Annotated in this window: 17 protein-coding genes and 1 pseudogene; 11 read left to right on the top strand and 7 right to left on the bottom strand. The window is 52.6% G+C overall.

Going from position 1 to position 19,544, the window contains the following annotated elements; genetic code table 11:
• Positions 1-72: 72 nt before the first annotated feature.
• From MYS68_RS29180 to MYS68_RS29160, 5 genes are all read left to right on the top strand, one after another.
• Positions 73-876, top strand: a complete 804-nt coding sequence (locus MYS68_RS29180) for a helix-turn-helix transcriptional regulator (protein WP_248929168.1) — start codon at positions 73-75, stop codon at positions 874-876.
• 26 nt (positions 877-902) lie between these two features.
• Positions 903-1,259 carry a VOC family protein gene (locus MYS68_RS29175; protein ID WP_248929167.1) on the top strand — a complete coding sequence of 119 codons (357 nt, stop codon included), beginning with the start codon at positions 903-905 and terminating at the stop codon, positions 1,257-1,259.
• A gap of 129 nt (positions 1,260-1,388) precedes the next feature.
• Positions 1,389-1,841: an SRPBCC family protein gene (locus MYS68_RS29170; protein ID WP_248929166.1), complete on the top strand. Its 453-nt coding sequence runs from the start codon at positions 1,389-1,391 to the stop codon at positions 1,839-1,841.
• 159 nt (positions 1,842-2,000) lie between these two features.
• Positions 2,001-2,765, top strand: coding sequence for an SDR family oxidoreductase (locus MYS68_RS29165; protein WP_248929165.1), 765 nt, complete (start codon positions 2,001-2,003; stop codon positions 2,763-2,765).
• 56 nt (positions 2,766-2,821) lie between these two features.
• Positions 2,822-3,367: a hypothetical protein gene (locus tag MYS68_RS29160; RefSeq protein WP_248929164.1), complete on the top strand. Its 546-nt coding sequence runs from the start codon at positions 2,822-2,824 to the stop codon at positions 3,365-3,367.
• Positions 3,368-3,386: 19 nt separating this feature from the next.
• Here MYS68_RS29160 and MYS68_RS29155 read toward each other — a convergent pair whose 3' ends face one another.
• On the bottom strand, positions 3,387-3,743 hold the full coding sequence (locus tag MYS68_RS29155) for a winged helix-turn-helix transcriptional regulator (protein WP_248929163.1): 357 nt from the start codon (positions 3,741-3,743) through the stop codon (positions 3,387-3,389).
• Positions 3,744-3,907: 164 nt separating this feature from the next.
• Between MYS68_RS29155 and MYS68_RS29150 the strand changes: the two genes are divergently transcribed.
• Positions 3,908-4,789 (top strand): NmrA/HSCARG family protein, encoded by an 882-nt coding sequence (locus tag MYS68_RS29150; protein WP_248929162.1) that lies wholly within the window; start codon positions 3,908-3,910, stop codon positions 4,787-4,789.
• A 64-nt stretch (positions 4,790-4,853) separates the two neighbouring features.
• On the opposite strand, the gene MYS68_RS29145 is transcribed toward MYS68_RS29150, so the two are convergent.
• Both MYS68_RS29145 and MYS68_RS29140 read right to left on the bottom strand, forming a co-directional pair.
• On the bottom strand, positions 4,854-6,407 hold the full coding sequence (locus MYS68_RS29145; protein WP_248929161.1) for an MDR family MFS transporter: 1,554 nt from the start codon (positions 6,405-6,407) through the stop codon (positions 4,854-4,856).
• 173 nt (positions 6,408-6,580) lie between these two features.
• Positions 6,581-7,642, bottom strand: coding sequence for a CotH kinase family protein (locus MYS68_RS29140; protein WP_248929160.1), 1,062 nt, complete (start codon positions 7,640-7,642; stop codon positions 6,581-6,583).
• Positions 7,643-8,443: 801 nt separating this feature from the next.
• Between MYS68_RS29140 and MYS68_RS29135 the strand changes: the two genes are divergently transcribed.
• From MYS68_RS29135 to MYS68_RS29120, 5 genes and pseudogenes are all read left to right on the top strand, one after another.
• The gene (locus tag MYS68_RS29135; protein ID WP_248929159.1) at positions 8,444-9,064 is read left to right on the top strand and encodes a hypothetical protein; all 621 of its coding nucleotides are present in this window, start codon (positions 8,444-8,446) and stop codon (positions 9,062-9,064) included.
• A gap of 84 nt (positions 9,065-9,148) precedes the next feature.
• Positions 9,149-9,826: pseudogene (locus MYS68_RS39195) on the top strand (ArsB/NhaD family transporter); the annotation flags it as partial.
• A 136-nt stretch (positions 9,827-9,962) separates the two neighbouring features.
• The gene (locus MYS68_RS38675; RefSeq protein WP_338043626.1) at positions 9,963-10,562 is read left to right on the top strand and encodes an ArsB/NhaD family transporter; all 600 of its coding nucleotides are present in this window, start codon (positions 9,963-9,965) and stop codon (positions 10,560-10,562) included.
• 67 nt (positions 10,563-10,629) lie between these two features.
• Positions 10,630-11,295, top strand: a complete 666-nt coding sequence (locus MYS68_RS29125; RefSeq protein ID WP_248929158.1) for a DUF2642 domain-containing protein — start codon at positions 10,630-10,632, stop codon at positions 11,293-11,295.
• Between the two features lie 151 nt (positions 11,296-11,446).
• Positions 11,447-13,099 carry a sensor domain-containing diguanylate cyclase gene (locus tag MYS68_RS29120; protein ID WP_248929157.1) on the top strand — a complete coding sequence of 551 codons (1,653 nt, stop codon included), beginning with the start codon at positions 11,447-11,449 and terminating at the stop codon, positions 13,097-13,099.
• A gap of 357 nt (positions 13,100-13,456) precedes the next feature.
• Here MYS68_RS29120 and MYS68_RS29115 read toward each other — a convergent pair whose 3' ends face one another.
• The 4 genes from MYS68_RS29115 to MYS68_RS29100 all read right to left on the bottom strand — a co-directional run bounded on the left by MYS68_RS29115 (position 13,457) and on the right by MYS68_RS29100 (position 19,438).
• Entirely contained in the window at positions 13,457-14,986 is a 1,530-nt protein-coding gene (locus MYS68_RS29115; protein ID WP_248929156.1) for an extracellular solute-binding protein, read from the bottom strand.
• Between the two features lie 32 nt (positions 14,987-15,018).
• Positions 15,019-15,891, bottom strand: coding sequence for a carbohydrate ABC transporter permease (locus MYS68_RS29110; protein ID WP_248929155.1), 873 nt, complete (start codon positions 15,889-15,891; stop codon positions 15,019-15,021).
• A gap of 26 nt (positions 15,892-15,917) precedes the next feature.
• Positions 15,918-16,889 carry an ABC transporter permease gene (locus MYS68_RS29105; protein WP_248929154.1) on the bottom strand — a complete coding sequence of 324 codons (972 nt, stop codon included), beginning with the start codon at positions 16,887-16,889 and terminating at the stop codon, positions 15,918-15,920.
• 257 nt (positions 16,890-17,146) lie between these two features.
• Positions 17,147-19,438, bottom strand: coding sequence for a helix-turn-helix domain-containing protein (locus MYS68_RS29100; protein WP_248929153.1), 2,292 nt, complete (start codon positions 19,436-19,438; stop codon positions 17,147-17,149).
• Positions 19,439-19,544 lie beyond the last annotated feature (106 nt).

The raw sequence follows: 19,544 nt of genomic DNA, 5'->3' as shown, positions 1-19,544 counted from the left end.
ATGGCACCGGACATAATGTTGTGGGTGGTGTCAATAGTAACAGTTGGCCGTTGGGGGAGGGAGGAATCGTCTATGAGCTCGCAGGAGCAGCGGTTGAAGGCGCTGGGGAATTATTTAAAATCGTGCCGTGCCAGATTGACTCCGGGCAGCGTAGGACTGCCTCCGGGCTACACCCGGCGGAAGACGCCGGGACTCAGGAGGGAAGAGGTCGCGCAGTTGGCCGGTGTCAGCACGACATGGTACACATGGCTGGAGCAAGGAAGAGACATCCATGTTTCCAAACAAGTCCTGGATTGTATCGGCAGGGCTCTGCGGTTAAACGCCGATGAATATGCGCATATGATGAATCTCGCTCAATTTCAGGCCGATCCTCCGGCGGCGAATGGGAAGCTGCTGATACCCCAAGGTTTGCAAAAAATCATCGAAGACCTGGCGTATCCGGCCATGGCCGTTAACCGCCGAACCGATGTTCTGGCCTGGAATAAGGCGGCCTGCAGCTATTTTGCCGATTTTCCTACAATCCCCGATCAGGAAAGAAATATGATTTGGCAGTGGTTTACAAACAGCGCTTTCCGGTTACGCCTCGCCAACTGGGAAGAGCGTTCGCCCTATGCGGCGGCCCTATTTAGAGGTTTATGCGACATGAACGCCGGGGACCCGCAGTTTTCACGGCTAGTGGACGATTTGCTGCAGACAAGTCCGTCTTTTAAGGAACATTGGACGCGCCATGAGGTCAAACAAAAATCGGGAGGAGTTCTCGAATTTGTCGGTTTAGGCGGCAAAAAACAATCGTTTGAAGTAACATCGTTCATGAATATCAACGGCATGGAAGACATTCATTTTTTTGTGCTCACACCATGTGTGACATCGGGATAAAAAACCATTTTCGGAGGTTATGGAAAATGAAAGTAAAACGAATCGTCGCCAATATTGCCAACCCGGATATCGCGGCAGCTAAAATTTTTTATCAGGACGTGCTTGGCCTGGATTTGCTGATGGATCATGGCTGGATCGCTTCTTACGGCTCGGACGAGGAGATGCGAGTTCAGATCAGCATCGCTGCCGAGGGAGGATCGGGTACACCGGTTCCGGATCTGTCGATTGAAGTCGATGATGTGGATGCCGCATTCGAACGCATGCAAAAAACCGGGTTCCGGATAGAATATGGCCCGGCGGACGAGCCGTGGGGGGTTCGGCGGTTCTATGTCCGCGACCCGTTCGGCAAGCTCGTCAACATTTTGGCTCATCACCGCGAATGAGCGGCTTCGGCTGCTTTTTTCGTTTTGTCGCGTTTTTACAATACGCTCTTTCATGTTTGTCTTATAATGAAAAAGGGTAGTATAGAGCTGGCCGCACGAAGAAAAGAATGATCGAACGGAGGATGAATCATGGAGGATCTGAGGTATGAATTGTATATCGGGGCCGCACCGGAGGCTGTTTGGCACGCTTTGACATCGCCGGAAGGCACGAAAGCGATATTTTTCGGAAGCGTTCTTAAATCGACCTTCGAAGCCGGTGCGCCCTACGAATACGTAGGCCCGGGCAACGACGGCGAAGAAACCGTACATGTTTACGGTAAAATACTGGAGTTTGAGCCGTACCGGATCATGAGCATGACGGAGCATCCGGGACCGTCGTATAGGGAGAATCACGCGGAACTGGAGACGAGGGTAACCCTCACGCTCGAAACCGTGGGCAATTGCACGAAGGTTACGCTCGTCAACGATCAGTGGCCGGACAATCACCCTTCCTACGAAAATACAAAAAGCAGCTGGCCGATGATTTTGAGCAGCCTGAAAAGCTTCGTGGAAACGGGCAAAGCATTGGATTTCGGCTGGTAAGCGAGAGCTTGCGCTAAGCTTCGAAGAGAGACTTCTGTCTGTATGAGGCAGGGGTCTCTTTGCGTTGAGAACAAACGCATCGAATGAGAGAGCAACATGACGAAATCTCCCTTGTGTTATAACTGAAGCGCAAGCCAAAAAACAAAGGGAGATGAACGTATGGGTAAGTTAGATGGAAAAGTGGCCTTGGTAACGGGATCGAGCCGGGGAATCGGACGTGCCATTGCGAAGCGGCTGGCGGAAGAGGGGGCGCTCGTTGCCGCGCATTACGGCAAAAATCGGGATGCTGCGGAGGAAGTGGTCCGCGAAATTGAACGGGACGGGGGAGAGGGGTTCGCCATCGGCGCCGATCTGGGAACCTCCAGCGGCGTTCAGGTGCTCTATGAAGCGCTCGATTACGAGCTTAAGCAGCGCACCGGGGAGACCAGCTTCGATGTTTTAGTAAACAATGCGGGCACCGCTTTGATGAAATCGATCGAGGAGACGACGGGACAAGAGTTCGATGAGTCGATGAACATCAACGTCAAAGCGCCGTTCTTCATGATTCAACAGGCGCTGCCGCGTTTGCGCAATGAAGGGCGCATCATCAATCTTTCGTCCGCCGTGACGAGAATTGCGCTTCCCGGCATTTTGGCTTACAGCATGACCAAAGGGGCCATCAACACATTGACGCTTGCATTAGCCAACCAGCTCGGTCCGCGCGGAATCACAATCAATGCGATCCAGCCGGGATTCGTTGCAACGGACATGAACGCCGGTATGTACCATGATCCGGATGGGCGAAAATACGGCGCCGATTTTTCGATCTTCGGCAGATGGGGACAGCCGGAGGATGTCGCCGACATCGCCGCTTTCCTGGCTTCGCCGGACAGCCGCTGGATAACCGGACAGTTGATCGATGCCAGCGGGGGATCGCATCTATAACAGGGCTTAACCTGGATTGGAAAAATTTTTTTGAAAAAATAAGAGAAGAGAACGCATTGGCTTATCTTGACTACGATTATCGTTACGACATATGGAATGAGCTCAAAAAGTTTGAGGATGAGAATCCTCAAGCGACGGAAGAACAGATTACCGACTATTTCCTGGACTTTAAAGCGATTTTCGCAGTCGAGCAGGCTGCTTACGAAACACAGCGGCTTTTCGGTTATAATGCCGAATTTGATGAGACGGGAGCCTATCGGAAAATTGCCGCCGGCATGTGGATTTTGCACTATACAGAGAACTGCATGTTAGTGGATTATTGGTCTCTGTCGCCGTCCGAGGGATTTGTCAGGGAAGGGAGTACCTCTAGACTAACGGCGCCAAAATACATGGACCTCATAAACGGGCTTACGGCGAAAAGCTTCGCATTCGAGGCGGGCATTACTAGGAAAAGCACGGAAACCGACGTTAGATTGGCTGCGATCAAGGCGTATACCGGCGGTGAAACCGTGAAATTGGAGAAAGTAGGCGGCGAACAGTTCCCCCGGGTATTTAAGGGGAACATTAAGGATTTCCAAAATTCGCGTAAAAAGCAGCAATAACTTTAAAGCCAGCCGGCTCTTACATCGAGCCGGGCTGGCTTTGTTTGTCCGCAGAACCGTTTCCCCATTTCTCCCCCCACTTGCGCATTTCCGAAAGGATGGCTCCGTACTCCTTGCCTTTTTCCGTCAAAGAGTATTCCACACTGACAGGCACGGTCGGGTATACCCTGCGGTGAACGATCTGCTGCTGTTCCAGCTGGCGTAAAGTGTCCGTGAGCGACTTGATGCTGATGCCGCCGACATTTCTTTGCAGTTGATTAAAGCGCTGAGGACCCAGACAGAGCTGGGAAATGACGAAATACGCCCACTTGCCGCTGATCACCTGCAGCGCTTCGCTGACGGCGAGCTGGCACGGATGCTGTCCGGTCGGAATCATCAAACCGCCTCCTAATCTTTCGTTAGCTGCTATGTTCAATTAGCGTATGCCAAAAAAAAGTGCGTTCTTACCAAAGTATATCATTTGATTTAGGATATCAACAGGGCAGGACCGAACCAAGGGTATAAGGTAAGCCCGCTCGAATAAAAAAGGAGGACGCATAGATGACATCACATAACAAGACAATTTTGGTGCTGGGGGCAACCGGGCAGCAGGGCGGAGCGGCAGCGGAGCAATTGCTGGCTGACGGGTGGAAGGTGCGGGCGTTTACCCGCGATACGTCAGGTCAACGGGCCCTCGCTCTCGCACAGGCGGGGGCCGAGCTGGCAGCCGGAGATATGGGGGACCGAGCTTCGCTGGACGCCGCCATGCAAGGAATTTACGGCGTCTTCAGCGTACAGCCGGTCGAGTGGGATTTGAGCGCTGCGGCGGAGGAAATCCGGCTCGGGACCAATGTGGCCGAAGCGGCCCAAGCGGCCGGAGTCCGGCATTTTGTGTATTCGTCGATGGGACACGCGGACAAACAGTCTCTTTTTCGTAAGGTGGCCAAATGGGAAGTCGAGAAGATCATCGAATCGCTGGGCCTGCCCGCAACCGTCTTCCGTCCGCCGTATTTCATGGAGAATTACGTCAATTTCCCGCATTACGGCATACGGAACGGAACGTATTTGGAGGCGATCAACCCGGATATCCCGGTGCCCATGATCGCGGTGGAGGACATCGGCAAGTTCGCAGCGCTGGCATTCCAACACCCGGAACGGTACCTCGGAAAAACGATCGAGCTGGCCGGAGATGCGAAGACGCCTCCCGATATTGCCGCGGCGATCAGCCGGGTGTCCGGCAAGACGGTCGTCTACACGCACATTCCATCGGAGACCGTGCACGAGCAGAGCGAGATCATGGGCAAGATCTACGACTGGTTGAACGCCGGTAATTATGTCGTCGATATTCCATCCTTGCGTAAGCTTCATCCGGGTCTGCTCAGCTTTGACGCCTGGCTGGAGAAAAACAAGGCGAAAGTCGATGCTTTGTTCGCCCGTCCGTAGCGGGCCGCAAGAAAGAAGCGCAGCCCGCAGATCCGAGCCGGATTCGCGGGCGTTGTCGCTTTGATCAGTGGGAAGCCGCGGGGTAACCTTGCGCATCCGCATCCGAGTCCGATTCCGGCCCTGGATTCAGTCTATCCTTTCCCATCGTGAAGGCGGCTGCGAGTGCAAGCACGGCGGGAACGAGACTGCAGGCAAACGTCAACACGATGGAAGAAGACAGCCCCTCAGCGATTTTGCCCAAAACCTGCGGCGAGATTTGGCTGCGGGTCGCCGGATCGAGCAGTGCATGCGGGTCGCTGAAGTTAAGACCATGCGGTATGGCGGTCTGATCGCTTCCCGAGAACGCATCGGTCAATTTGCGCGTCAGCGAGTGGCTCTGGATGATGCCGAACAAGGTGATGCACAGCGTCATGCCGAGCGACCGCAGGAAATTGAGCGTGGCGCTCGCCGCCCCCCGCTGCCGAACCTGAAACGAGTGGATCGCGGCGGTGGTCAGCACGGAGAAGGAAGCGCCGATTCCGAGACCGACCAGAATCATAAAAAGGGTGATGAGGACTCGCGGCGTTTCTGCGGACAGCGTAGTCAGCAGCGCGAGCCCGATGACAAGCAGGGCAAGAGTCGGGATCAAGATCGCCCGATAGGTTAACCTGCTCATCAGAAAACCGCCTCCGGCCGCGGTGACGACCGAGCTGAGCATCATCGGCAGCAGCACGAGGCCGGAGTTCGTGGCCGTTCCGCCAAGAACGCCCTGGATAAAGATCGGGATGTAGACGGATGCCGTTATGAACGCGGCTCCGCTCAACATCCCTATCGCGTTGCTTGCCGCATACAGCCGGTTTTGGAACATGCGAAACGAAATGATCGGTTCCTCGGCGCGCGTTTCGGCGAGCAGGAATATCGCGGCAAGCAGGACAAACCCTGCGAACAGGCCGAGAATAGGAGCCGAGCCCCATGCATACTGCTTGCCGCCCAGCTCCAGAGCGAACATGAGGCAGACGATGGCGCCGACCAGCGTAATGGCCCCCCACCAATCGATCCTTTGTTTGGAATGCTCCAGCGATTCCTTGTAAGAAAGCGTAATCAGGCCGAAGGCGATCAGACCGATCGGCAGGTTGATGTAGAAAATCCATTCCCACCTGATATAGTCGGTGATATAAGCTCCGAGCAGCGGGCCGAAAATGCTCGACATGCCGAACACGGCGCCGAACAGCCCGTTGAGCCGACCTCTTTGCTCATGCGGGACCGCATCGAACATGATCGTAAACGCGATCGGCACCAGAGCCCCGGCGCCAATGCCCTGCAAAGCGCGGTAAATGCTGAGCTGTACGATCGAATTTGCCGTTCCGCATAAAGCGGAGCCGAGCATAAACATCAAGATGCCGAAGACAAAAAAACGTTTGCGTCCGTACATATCGGACAGTTTGCCGAAAATCGGCATTCCGGCCATTTCCGCCACCATATAAGCGGAGGTGACCCAGACGAACTTGTCGAGTCCCCCAAGCTCGCCGATAATCGTTCCCATCGAGGTCGCTACGATCGTATTATCCATCGAAGCCATCAGGATAGCCAGCAGCAGTCCCGCTACGATCAATCCCGTTTTGTTTTGCGTTGCACCCATGATTTCTCTTCCTTTCCTTATCGTTGATCCGATCTACAGGCTTAATCATAAACAACCAACCCTGACAAAAGTATGTCAGGGTTGGTTTCAAAATTTATGTACATTCCCAAAAAGTGAAGCAGGTGACCTTCGGAAGGGAGGCTCTTTCATCAGAGCCTCCTTATTGCCTGCAGCTATAATTTGCTGATGGCCTCGTAAACGATCTCCCTTCGTTCTATGATGTAGTTTCGGATGATATCGGACTCCCCGTTGAATACCGATGTCGGATATTTTCGCGTCGTATCGGTGTAAATGCTGGGGGCGATGTCGTTTAACATTCGATTCGCCACAGGCATAATTTTTTTCACGGTAAAGGTGTGGGCCAAAATATCTTTAAGTATTTCTTTATACCTGGTCCGGTTGCTTTTAAACGCAAGCACCTTTTCGGTCAGCGTGTTATATCCCGTCACACGGACCAAATCGCTGCCGCATCGTCGGCCGTAGCAATTTCTGCCCCACGTTCCTTCGTAGTCCCAGGGGATCATCCGGTATTTGTGCCGGAGCCGGGGTGTATACAGCGCGTAATTTTGGTCGAAGCCGTCGTAATTTCCGGTAAGCACCGCTCCGGCCAGCCACCGGAGATAATTTTCAATATCGAGCCGCTGTTTCAGGTATTGCTGGAGTTGTTTTTGCCTCAGCCGGTTGATGCGGGCGATAAATGATTTGAGACGCTCGCGTTCGGCAGCCGTACCGATGATTAATCGGTAGCCGCTGAAAAGGGACTTCTTTCGTTTGCGGGTATCCGCACTCATCAGTCCGAATGTCGCGTTGTCATTGACGGCATATATCAGAGATTTCATAGGGAGCCGTCTCTTCCTGAAAAAAGAACGATCCACCCCCTCGATCTCCAGATATACTCCTTGATTTTCCCCATTCATCTTTAATAAAACATGCTTCGTATTCGGACTCGGGACCCCGATCCATTGGAAAAATCGGAACGAGAGCGCATTGCGGATCATGGAGGGATCGTCATACTCCGCATTATAATGGAATGTTTTTCCCCGGCGGACGATCTCGTACGATTTTTTCGGATACTCCCGGGTATGTCCTCCCCGGTAACGCATCTTGATGCAATATTTTCTTCCTTGGGTGGTCATGGCCGCATCGACATATTTATCGCTCCATACGTCCTTTTGAAGCGCCTGTCTTTGCCTGTCGTTAATCATGATTTGCCTGGTTGGCAATGCCATCGTCATCCGCGCCTTTCCCGCAAGAAAACCAAAAAGCCTATCGCATGGATAGGCTTTTTGCGATACTTTACGTTATGCGTTCAGGGCATCTGTCGACACGGCTGGTGTCCCTGTTGCAGGGGTACTCCGTTCGCTTTACTCCCCGCCGGTGCCCCGAGTACGGCCCCCGGGAGTGCAGTGGGAGCGATGTCCGGAAGTACCGCGGGTACGGTGTCCGGAAGTACCACGGGTACGGTGTCCGGAAGTACCGCGGGTACGGTGTCCGGAAGTACCGTGAGTACGGTGTCCGGAAGTACCATGAGTACGATGTCCGGCAGTACCGTGGGTACGATGCCCGGAAGTACCGCGGGTGCGGCCCCCTGCGGTACCGTGAGTACGTTCTCCTCGAGTTCCTTTAGTTCGATCCCCTCCAGTGCTACGAGAGCGACCTCCCCTGGCACCTCTGGAACAATCTCCTTTGGCAAACGCAGCTTTAGGCATTCAAAACCAACCTCCTCAATCTAGGATACTAACAGATTATGATTGAGCGCTCGGAATGATATGGACGGAAGTTGATAGAGCCGAAAAATAAGCGGATGGACAGGTCGTTTCGTCTATGAACCATCGATAGATTATTGCGGATTTGCCAGAAATATAGATAGACAACCAGTACCGTTCCTTAAGGGACACATATAAATATATTACAACTAAATATTCAAGATGAATGAAAGGAGGTCACTGCCTATGTAACCGGCAGCTCGAGCTGACTTGATAGATAGAGTAGGCATTGATCGAGTGAAGCAATTAATCGAGAGGGGTAATGACAAAATGGCTTATTTGGCAAATGCAATTGGACGAGGAATACGAGTTAACCGCTCGGGTCCGGATTCGATCGAAGGAAAGCTTCTTTATGTTCATCATGACTACCTGGTCATGCAAACAAACCAAGGCGTCGTATACGTAAACGGCAGGCATGTGAAGAGCTTCAGCGAAGCGAATGCCAGCGGCTCCTACAGCGGTTCCGCTCGGTATGTAAGAGCGTATAACTTTAACGATTTGTTCCTGCGGCTCAGGCACCAACATGTCTGCATCAACGGCGGTCCCGAGAAAGTCGAAGGATTTATCCTGGAAGCTATGGACGATAACATCGTTGTACTCGTCAATAAACAAATGGTGCGCATACCGGTTTTCCATATTAAACATGTAACGGTCCTCAGCACAAATTCCAGTAAAGGCAGCGGCAGCGGCGGAAACAAAAATAACAGCAAAAGCGGTTCGAACCAAAGCGGCGGAAACAAAAGCAACAACCAAAAAAGCGGTTCGAACCGGAGTGGCGCTAACAACAAAAGCGGCAGCAACAGAAGCCGCAGCAACGGAAGCCACAGCAGCAGAAGCGGCCATAGAGGCGGTACCAGCGGTTCCAAATCCAGAAGCGGATCGAAAAGATAAACCGTTCGATCTTATAGGGGGGGCCGGTCTTTCCGAACCTGACGAGGCCGAAGACCTCCTTTTCGGAATTGAGGCGAGCCCCCCATGCCTGATATCATGACGATCCTGACCCTAACCGTCTTTATAATGACGGTTATTTTTCTAATGTGGCGCCCCGGGGGTATGAACGAATCGATTCCTGCCTCCGTCGGCGCAGCCTTTATCATACTTGCCGGAATCGTTCCGGTTTCCGATGTGTACCGGATCTTCGGCATCGTCAGCGGAGCGGCCTTAACGATTCTGTCCACGACAGTGATGTCCATCGTGCTGGGCAGCATCGGTTTTTTCCGGTGGTCAGCCTGCAATGTCGTCCGATATGCGGGCGGGTCCGGGGTACTGCTTTATTGGTACATTAACTTGCTCTGTTTTTTAATGACGTTATTTTTTAACAATGACGGGAGCATATTGATCACTACGCCCATCATCATTCAAGTCGTAACGATGCTGAATTTAAAACCGCATCAAAAAATACCGTATTTGCTTTCGGGAGCATTGGTAGCGATGGCATCCGGCGCGTCCATAGGGGTGAGCAGCATTGCCAATTTGATGGCGCTGGACATCGTTGGGCTTGATTTGAACTCGTATGCAAATCTGATGTTCGTGCCTTCCGTAACGGGCATCGTTTTTATCGCGCTGCTGCTCTTTATTTATTTTCGAAAAAAGATTCCCAGAAACATATCCTTGCATCCGGCACCGAACGCGTTCCCTGTTCAAACGAATATTCCTCATGCTTACTACAGTCCCCAAAGAATAGAACGATGGATTCGGAGGGGCGATTCCCCGGAGGTATCCTTTCATCCGTCTATGAAGGGGCCTGGAACAAATCAACTGGAATTTGTTTCAAGCGTGCATCGGCATTGTGGTTATCGTCAGAGCGGCCTTTTTCGGAGGAACGTCGCTGGGCGTCCCTATCGAATGGATCGCTGTTCTGGGGACGGTGCTTCTGATCGCGGTCCGTTGGTTCAGCGTAGGAATCGGACCTTCCGATTTGCTGAAAAAAACGCCTTGGCACGTTTTGCTTTTTGCCTTCGGTATTTGCGTCATCGTCTATGGATTGAGCAACATCGGCTTGACTGCGATTATCGTAAGCGGGATGAAGGAAAGTATCTCTTCGGACCCTTTTCATGCGATTATGATTGTCGGCATTCTGGTCTCGCTGGTTTCGAATTTGCTGAACAATCTGCCTTCGGTCATGATCGGTGCGCTTTCGCTGATGGAGATGGGGCTGGATCCGCATATACTGCAGATCACTTATTTGGCCAACATTATCGGCAGCAGCGTCGGTTCTCTCATTACGCCGATGGGCACATTGGCTTCGTTAATCTGGATGTTCATCGTCAGGAAAAACAATATAGCGGTCACCTGGAGCGAGTATATCCGAGTGACGGTGGCGGTTATCCCGCTGGGAACGTTGTTCAGCTTATTTTGTTTGTATATTTGGACAGCGATGGTCAGGTAAGTTTGCGTTACGTTATTTTCCGCAATGGTTGTTTTATCCAGAAATGCCTCAAGGAGGGGAGAAGATCATGGAAATCATGCAGTCTTTTATCGGCAAGCTGGTCGAGCTGGAAATTTCGGGAAGGGGGCATCCTGTAAAGGGAACTCTCGTCGACATCGGCAACGATATTCTCGTTGTGCGTAATGCGACGCAGTTTCTGTATATTCCGCTTGTCCATCTGCAGTACATCAGCCTGAATCCGAATCCGGACGAAGTGGACGAGGAGGTGGCGGAATCGCCTTTTGAAAACGGGTCCGACATCTCTTACCGGAAAATCCTGATGAATGCCAGAGGGATGTTTATCGAGCTTTTCATTACCGGCAACCAGACGATTCACGGCTATTTAACGAGCATTATGAACGACTATTTCGTATTCAATTCGCCGGTATTTCGAACCGTCTTTATATCGATGAATCATTTAAAATACTTGATTCCGTATCACCCTAACGTGACGCCGTACGCTTTGAAGCAGGAAAAATTTCCGCTTAATCCGAATCCGATTCCGCTCGCCCGCACGTTCGACCAGCAGCTTAAGAAGCTGGAAGGGGAGTTCGTTGTCATCGATCTGGGGGAAAACCCGAACAAAATCGGTCAGTTAAAGTCGGTGCAAAACAACATGCTCGAGCTCGTAACGTCAAACGGAGAATCGGTCTTTATGCATTTCGATCACGTAAAAACCGTACATGTTCCCTAATGGGGCCCGGGATTCCGATCCCGGGTTTTTGCCGCATACGGCTGATTTTTCGAAAAACTATGCGTCATTTTTCGACAATAATCGACTTTTCTAGTCGTTTTTATGATATGATGAGGTTACGTTTTTCAATTTGCTTTCGGGGAGATCACCATTGAAACGTGTTACGGCCATCCCTTGGCACTATCTTTTTCGAAATCCCTCCAAGTCCATCGGCACAAGGCTGTTTCTTATCGTTGTTGCGGGTATGGCCGCTCTTGTGCTGCTGCTCGGATTTTCTTCTTATCATGTATCGAAATCGGTGCTAAAGGAGAACATGTTAAACTCCGTTTACCGAACGATCTTGCTTATGAACGAAAAGCTCGATATCAAGTTCAGATCTTATGAGGAAAGCTCGGCGCAGCTTGCGCTCGCCGTCTCGGAAAGCGGCAAAGACTCCTTCGATTCGAACAATCCCGCTTACTTCAGCATCCAGACAAAGGACTGGCTTGAACGATCGTTATATACTTACAAAGAGCTGTCTGGTGCGGCTTTATATAATTTGAAAGGAAAATACGTCGGCGGTGTAGGGTTGGGATTCTGGGAACACGAAAATGATGACGTGAGCGGGGAAACCTGGTTCCGTCAAGTTGTCGAAACATCGGGCAAAGCCGTTTGGCTGAATACGGTGGACATCGATGGCTCATCCGGGGAGCCCGTACTCAGTTTATCGCGGTTGGTCATGGACCGAACCGCATTTAAGCCGATGGCCGTCGAATTTATTCGCATCGAAACGGAGTCGGCAAGGGACGCTCTTTTGCAGCCTTTTGCAGGTTCGCTCGGCAAAACCTATATCGTAAACCCGGCCGGCACAGTGATGTTATCCTCCGAGGAGGGCATGATAGGTAAGCCGTTTCCGGCGCCGATACAACCCTCCGTATTTGAATCGATGCAGGGCAAATATTTTATGACGGATTCGCAAGGAGAAGAGCAGCTTGTCGTATATGCCCGGTCCGCCGTTACCGGATGGACGGTTTTTGGAGTGATCCCCGTTTCAGGGTTGACGGGAAAAAGCCGTGTTATTTTTTGGCTTATGCTGTGGATGGCGATTGCGGCATTGCTATTGTCGCTGGGAGTAGGGTACTACATCGTTCAGAAGTACATCGTTCCTTTGATCGGTCTTCGCAACCTGATGAAGGAAGGGGAGCGGGGCGACTTGTCGGTTCGTATGCAGATCACGACCGAAGACGAGATCGGACAGCTGGGGCAAAGCTTCAACCATATGATGGAGCAGCTTGCGAAGCTGGCGGAGGAAAATACGGGATTAAGCCGGTTGTCCCGAACGGATGCGCTCACCAAGCTGTACAACAAGCTTTCCTTTCAGGAGCAGCTCGACCGGGTTATAGAGGAAAGGCGCAAGAGCTACTTTCCGATCCATCTGGCCGTTATAGATATCGATAATTTCAAACAGGTCAACGATACGTACGGTCATCCGATCGGCGATCTTATTTTGGAAAGGGTCGCGAAAACGCTTCAAAGTGTAGCCGACCCCGACGATTTCGTAGCCCGCTACGGCGGGGAAGAGTTCGCCGTGATCTTTACGAGAAAAAGCATGCAAAGCGTTTGCGAGATTCTGGAGCGAATTCGCGTGGCCGTCGCCGGACTGAACCACGAGGAACTTGGCGGCTTGTCCGTGACAATCAGCGCCGGCGTGCAAAGCTATTCCGAGTCCAGAGGCAAGGAGCAGCTGTTCGCGGATAGCGACGCCTGTTTGTACGTGGCGAAAAGAACGGGGAAAAACAAAGTCGTGAAGGAGAAATATGGGTGAGTGATGTACCGTAATCAAGGTTTGGAAATATGCTCGCATAACAAAAAGAAGGAGGGCTCTCGGCCGGAGAACCCTCTTTTTGTTGGCAGATGCTATGAAGTGGAGCGTGCCAGGCACCATTTCGGCGCCAGCCGAAATGTGCCGGGCAGACGCGGGCACGAGGCACGTATCTCCTCCGATAGCATCACGCCTAAAGTGAAGCGTGTCCGGCAAAGGATTTTTTACCCGAAGGTTAAAAATCCATGCCGGACAAACGCGACTTAGAAGCGAGCACTCCCGCACTGCGGGCGGGTCCAGGGCGCCTGAGCGCCTGAGCGCCTGGGGTCCCCCCGATGGGGGGATTTAGGGGGGAGGCTCCTATTTTTTCATTTTTAAATAGGCAGCTTTATATTCGGCAATCAGCTTGTCGCCGCCGGCTTTTTTCCACTTGTTGATCTCTTCCTGCCAGCCGGCTTCGTCGATTTTGCCCATGATGAATTTCGTCTGCGCATCCATCATCATTTGATCGAGCTCTTGGCCGCGTTCGGAGAATGTTTGCGATTTCAGGCTGAGCGCCGGGTTGGAGACGATATATTGGATGCCGTCGGATTCCATCTTCGTGCCTTTTTCGCCGATCGGCACGTCCTTGAGCGGCTTCACATTGTAGCCTTCGAGCACGGTCAGGTTATCCCGGTACGGCTTCACTTCGCGCTGGAAGATGTTGAAGCCGTCGCCGACAAATTCGGTTCGGCCGTCGGCCGTATTGCCGAAATGAGTGCCTTCGATACCGCGCAGCAGCAGCGTCGACATTTGCGGATCCATCAGCTTGTCGAGGAATCCGAGCACCCGTTTCATTTCCGCTTCGGTTTTCACCGACGATTTCGGAATGACGAGGAAGCCGTTGTTGCCGTTTTCCGAAGCGATGCGAATGCCTTTAGGCCCTTCGAAGCTGGCGACATCGACGACCGCGTTCGGATTCGTTTTGTTCAAGCGGTCCTGCTGGCTCTTGCCGTTGGTCGCTACGCCGAAACGCATGCCGGCGCGGCCGGTATCCATCATTTTTTCCGCTTCCGTCGCGTCAAGCACGGCGAAGTCCTGGTTGATCAGGTTTTCCGCGTACAGACGGCGGAACAATTTCAGCACATCGAAAAATTCCGGTGTCATGTACTCCGGCGTAAAGTTGCCGTCTTTGTCTACGCCCCATTTGTTGATGCCGCCCATCATAACGGCAAAACGGGTCGGAATCGAAGCGGAGCCCTGGTTGTACGTTTTGTGAAGCACCATGCCATACGTATCGTTTTTCCCGTTTTTGTCCGGATCGTTCAGCGTGAGCGCCTTGAGCACGTTGTACCATTCGTCGAGCGTCTTCGGATAGGCCAGTTTCAAATTGTCCATCCAATCCTTGCGGTAAACGTTCGCTCCGCGGCCCATATTGCGATACAGCGGCACGCCATAAATTTTGCCTTCCACCGCGATGTTTTCGTAAAACTGCTTGTTTTGCGCGTTCAGGTTTTTGTAGTCCTTCAGGTACGGGCCGATTTCCCAGAACAGCTGGGATTCGATCGCATTCGTAACCGTAGGCCCCTGGTTCACCTTAAGCAGCTTCGGCATCTCGTTGGAGGCGAGCATCACGTTGATTTTATCGTTATAGGCGGACGAAGGAATCCACTGAAAATCGAGCTTCGTGTTTGTATATTTCTCGATAGCCTGCTCCACGGCATTGCCTTTGGCGGGAATGTCGCCCACCTGGGTAATGGCGATGTTCAGGTTAAGCGGCGATGTATCCTCCGGTGCGGCAGCTTGTTTGCCGGCAGATGGCGCTTCTCCTCCGCTGCTGCAGGCGACCGATACCAACATGGTGCTGGCGACCGCTGCGCTGACTAAAGCAAGTTTATTGTTTCTTTTCATGAAATATGGACCTCCCCGGAATGTAAGTATATTTATCCTTTTACCGAACCCAGCATAACGCCTTTCGCAAAATGCTTCTGCAGGAACGGATAAACGGCGATAATCGGCAGTGTGGCGAAGACGATAACCGCCATTTTGATCGTCAGCGGCTGAATGTTCATCTCCTCGATGTTCGTATCCCCGATGCGGCTGCTGGCGTTGATGACGATTTCCCGCAGCACGACCTGAATCGGCCATTTGGTGTTGGTGTTGATGTACATGACGGCGCTGAAAAACTTGTTCCAATGGTCGACCGCGTAGAACAGTCCGAAGGTGGCGATCGCCGGCAGCGACAGCGGGATAACGATGCGGAACAAGATGCCGAGGTCGTTGCAACCGTCGATTTTTGCAGAGTCCTCCAAACCGTCGGGAATTTGCTGGAAAAAGTTTTTGAGCACGATCAGGTTAAAGGCGCTGATCGCCGACGGGATCATAAGCGACCAGAGCGAGTCGATCATGCCAAGCGACTTGACCACATAATACGTCGGAATGAGTCCGCCGTTAAACAGCATCGTAAAGAGCACGGCCAGCAGCATTAAGCTGCGCCCTTTCAAATGAGGCCGGGAGAGAGGGTAGGCGAGCAGCGACGTGAATACCAGATTGATCAGCGTCCCGACCACCGTGACGTAAACGGACACACCCAAGCTCCGGACGAGCGTATTCGTGGAAAAAATGTACTTGTATGCGGAGAGCGAAATTTCCTTCGGGTACAAAATGAAGCCGCCTTGCGCAACGATATGCGGGGCCGTGAAGGAAACCGCCAGCACATAAATAAACGGGATGATGCAGACAAGCCCGATCAACGTCAGGAGGGTATAATTGACACCGTCGAAAATGCGGTTGCTCCATGTTTTATCGTAGGTCATGGGTCGATTTTCCTTTCTGCAGAGGGTTAGTATACGCCTTCTTCGCCAAAGCGCTTGGCCATCCAGTTGGCGACAAGCACAAGCAGCAATCCGACAACCGATTTAAACAGGCCAACCGCCGCGCTGTAGCTGTATTGCCCTTGCGTCAGCCCCTTGACGTACACGTACGTGTCGAATACTTCGCCGACCTCCCGGTTCGTCGACGTGAGCATGAGGAAGATATGCTCGAATCCCGAATCGAGGAAATTGCCAAGGCGAAGAATCAGCAAAATGACGATCGTGCTGCGGATGGCGGGCAGGGTGATGTGCCACAATTGCCGCCAGCGGCCGGCTCCGTCCATACGGGCCGCTTCATAGAGCTGCAGATCGACCCCGGCCAGCGCCGCGAGGAAAATGATCGTTCCCCAGCCGACTTCCTTCCATATGGACTGTGTGACGATCATCGTCCGGAACCATTCCGGCTCAAGCAAAAACGGAATTTTCTGCCCGGTAAACTTGAAGAGCAGCTCGTTGACCGCCCCGCCTTCGGTGGTGAACAAAATGTAGAAAATACCGACGACAACGACCCACGAAACAAAGTGCGGAATGTAGACGAGCGTTTGCACAAACCGCTTGAACCGCTCTCTTCGAACCTCATTAAGCATGAGCGCCAAAACGATCGGCAGCGGGAAGAAAAAGATCAGATTGTAAATCGCGAGCAGGAACGTGTTGCGGAACAGCATCCAAAACTGGTCCTCGCCAAAAAAGCGCTCGAAATGCTTAAGCCCCGCCCAAGGGCTGTTCAAAAAGCCGAGATGCGGCTTGAAATCTTGGAAGGCCATAATGATGCCGTACATCGGAACATATTTAAAAATCAAAAAATACGCGAGTCCCGGCAAAGCCATTAAGTAAAGCCAGCGATCCTTCGCCAATTCCTTCAACCACCTAAGCTTGTATGCGCTTTCTTTCGTGCGGATTTCGGCATTCGCTTGGGTATTCACCGCGCAGCCTCCTTTCATTGTCTCACATCATCTTCGCTGCATGGTTTCATTATCAATGAAGGTGTGGAAACATGCTATTGACCGGATGTAACTTCTTGCTGCGAACACCGGATGCTTGCCGGAACTGCAATGCCTGAGCGGGCGGAGTTAACCGAATGCAACCTTGCATATACCGAAAGCAACGTTCCGGTAAATCTGCGAAAAAAGCCTCCGTTTAAGCGGAAAGACGGCGTCTTTCCTGCCCAAACGGAGGCTATTCGAAGCTCTTTGGGGAATCACACTTCATGCTGACCGTTTCGTTCCCGATACTGTCCCGGCGTCATGCCGACGACCTTGCGGAAAATGCGGATGAAAGCGGTCGTATTCGAGTAATTCAGCTTGTCCGAAATGTCCGAAATTTTCATCGTCGTTGTCTCCAGCCATTCCTTGGCGAGCCTCATCCGGTATTCCGAAACGTATTCGCTGAAGGTCATGCCGGTTTCCTTCTTGAACACGCGGCTTAAGTAGACCGGATGGAAGTTCAGCTCCGCGGCGCAGCCCTCCAGCGTAATGTCCTGATTGTATCTCTCTTCGACCAGCTGGATGACCTTGTTGGCGATGCTTACGTACTGAGATTCCGCCTGCCGGTTTAAATAAGCGCCGATCGGCTCCAGCAAATCGCGCTTGAACCAGTCCGCGATATCCTCGAGCGTGTTCAGCTTCATCAGCTCGGAGTATGAGGCGCTCTCTCCCAGGACGTGATGGACCGTGCCGCCTTTCTCCTGTACGATCTGGTACAGCCGCGAGACGAGCTGCATCATCAAAACCGGGTATTCGTTAATGCTCACATTGCGCGCCGTCAGTTCCGAGATATAGGTATCGAGCCAAGGAATCGCTTTCTCCGTGCCTCCGAGCTTCAGCGCCTGTACGAGCTGGTCTTCCGTCCATTTGAGCTGCGTGTAGGCGGCGGCGGCCATCTCGCTAAGGCCCGCCTGCGCGTCCTCATAATGCAAAATCATTCCGTGACCGAGGTAAATCCGGCTTTTCAGCGCTTCCAGGCTTTCATTGTAAGCCAGCACCGCATCGGACGTGCGGGTAAACGGGCGGCTGATGCCGATGCTGACGCTGACCTGCAAAAATTCCTGCACCTTCGTCTTGATCAGCTCGGCAATGCCGTAATAATATTCCTTAAGCTCGACCTCGCTTGTCAGGTCGCTTTTTACGAGCGTCACCTGATACTGGTTGAGCAGCACGGGGCTGAACCTCAGATGAGCGGGAATCAGCTCCGAGGCGATGTTATGAATCGCGAACAGCAGCAGCTCCCGGTCGTGACTGCGATAGCGCGTGTCCTGCAGCGTATCGATTTGCAGCGTCAGCACGGCGAGGCGGCTCCATTCGGTAGGGAAGCCGTACAGCTTGCTGCGATGGGCGAAACCGCTTTCGGACAGCTGCCCGGCAAACAGCTTCAGCATCAGAAATTCCTTCAGCTGCGAAAATTGATCCTGCATCTGCTGCTTCATTTGCTGCCCGGCGCTGAAAAGCGTGCGGAACCGTTCCTCCAGCGAGGAAAATTCATCCTTGCCGCCGGATACGCCGACCGATACGGCTTGAGTCATCTCGTTCAGACGCCGTATGGGGGAGTACATCCGGTTGCTGATGATCCAGGCAAGCAGGCCGACGACGAGGAAAACGACGCTGCAGGCCACGACGGTGCCGACGGCGATTTTGCGGGTTTGCCGCGTCATCTCCTCCAGCGAAATGGCATATACGTAAGTCCAGCCGTTGTATGGCGAATGCACGTAAGAAAAGACCATGTCTTTGTCGCTTACCTTGCCGTGCAGAAATCCCGAAGTTTCGCCGACCTGCCGAATCCGCTCGGAAATAAGCGCATTCATCGGATTAAAAGGAACGACCTCCTGATCGCTCTTCGCCAAAAAATCGACCCCATCCCGGTCCAAAATATACATGCGACCGAGCTGCTCCGTACTGCCGGCAATCAGCGTCCGGAACTGCGTCTTCAGCATCTCGATGATCAGAAATCCCCGGGGCTGCTGGGTGAAGGGCAAAATCGGCAGCTTCTGCACCATGCGAATCGTTTCACTCCGGTTGCTGCTCCCGTCGCCGCCGCCGGTCGGCGGCGCGTATCCGGTATCCCAAAACATATTGTTCGGCCGCTTGGCATATGCCGCAAGATCGTCATGCAGCGGATGCCCGCTCAAAGGAATAACGGAGGTAAAGCTCATCAGCCAGTCGTGCTGCAGGTCGACCAAATAACCCTCGTTAATTCCGGGAAGCGTTTGCAGATTATAAAGACCCGTATAAAGGTTTCGGATTCGGGTCAGGTCCGTCACGTCGATCGTTTCACTCAGCGACGAGGTGACCAGCTGGGAGTTCGCAAACTGAATAGCCGTCAGCTCAAGCGTCTTCATGGACTGCTCGATGCGCATTTGCGTCTGCGAAAGAAGCTGCATGTGGCTTTCCTTCGTCTTTTGCTCTGCGTCTCCCGCCGCAATATAATAGGAAAACAAGCCTAAAGCCAGCACGGGGATGGCCCCGATCAGCAGGCTGAATGCCAGGAGAAGCTTCATATATCTGGGAATCTCTCTTATTTTTTTGCTTCCTGCAAGCATGCGGAACTCGACCCCTCTTACGGTATAAATATAGTATACACTGGCTGGCGGACGAGGCAAAGAG

This window comes from Paenibacillus hamazuiensis (genome assembly GCF_023276405.1).
Lineage (GTDB): Bacteria > Bacillota > Bacilli > Paenibacillales > NBRC-103111 > Paenibacillus_AF > Paenibacillus_AF hamazuiensis.
The sequence above is the reverse complement of the archived record's forward strand: the minus strand, read 5'-3'. Positions and strand labels throughout refer to the sequence as shown.

Excerpts from the sequence above, each read along its gene's own strand:
- MYS68_RS29165 (WP_248929165.1), top strand. The coding sequence starts at position 2,001 with ATGGGTAAGTTAGATGGAAAAGTGGCCTTGGTAACGGGATCGAGCCGG.
- MYS68_RS29125 (WP_248929158.1), top strand. The coding sequence starts at position 10,630 with ATGGAAATCATGCAGTCTTTTATCGGCAAGCTGGTCGAGCTGGAAATT.
- MYS68_RS29155 (WP_248929163.1), bottom strand. The coding sequence starts at position 3,743 with ATGATTCCGACCGGACAGCATCCGTGCCAGCTCGCCGTCAGCGAAGCG.
- MYS68_RS29110 (WP_248929155.1), bottom strand. The coding sequence starts at position 15,891 with ATGACCTACGATAAAACATGGAGCAACCGCATTTTCGACGGTGTCAAT.
- MYS68_RS29175 (WP_248929167.1), top strand. The coding sequence starts at position 903 with ATGAAAGTAAAACGAATCGTCGCCAATATTGCCAACCCGGATATCGCG.
- MYS68_RS29180 (WP_248929168.1), top strand. The coding sequence starts at position 73 with ATGAGCTCGCAGGAGCAGCGGTTGAAGGCGCTGGGGAATTATTTAAAA.
- MYS68_RS29115 (WP_248929156.1), bottom strand. The coding sequence starts at position 14,986 with ATGAAAAGAAACAATAAACTTGCTTTAGTCAGCGCAGCGGTCGCCAGC.
- MYS68_RS29150 (WP_248929162.1), top strand. The coding sequence starts at position 3,908 with ATGACATCACATAACAAGACAATTTTGGTGCTGGGGGCAACCGGGCAG.
- MYS68_RS29135 (WP_248929159.1), top strand. The coding sequence starts at position 8,444 with ATGGCTTATTTGGCAAATGCAATTGGACGAGGAATACGAGTTAACCGC.
- MYS68_RS29145 (WP_248929161.1), bottom strand. The coding sequence starts at position 6,407 with ATGGGTGCAACGCAAAACAAAACGGGATTGATCGTAGCGGGACTGCTG.
- MYS68_RS29105 (WP_248929154.1), bottom strand. The coding sequence starts at position 16,889 with ATGAAAGGAGGCTGCGCGGTGAATACCCAAGCGAATGCCGAAATCCGC.
- MYS68_RS29170 (WP_248929166.1), top strand. The coding sequence starts at position 1,389 with ATGGAGGATCTGAGGTATGAATTGTATATCGGGGCCGCACCGGAGGCT.
- MYS68_RS29100 (WP_248929153.1), bottom strand. The coding sequence starts at position 19,438 with ATGAAGCTTCTCCTGGCATTCAGCCTGCTGATCGGGGCCATCCCCGTG.
- MYS68_RS29140 (WP_248929160.1), bottom strand. The coding sequence starts at position 7,642 with ATGACGATGGCATTGCCAACCAGGCAAATCATGATTAACGACAGGCAA.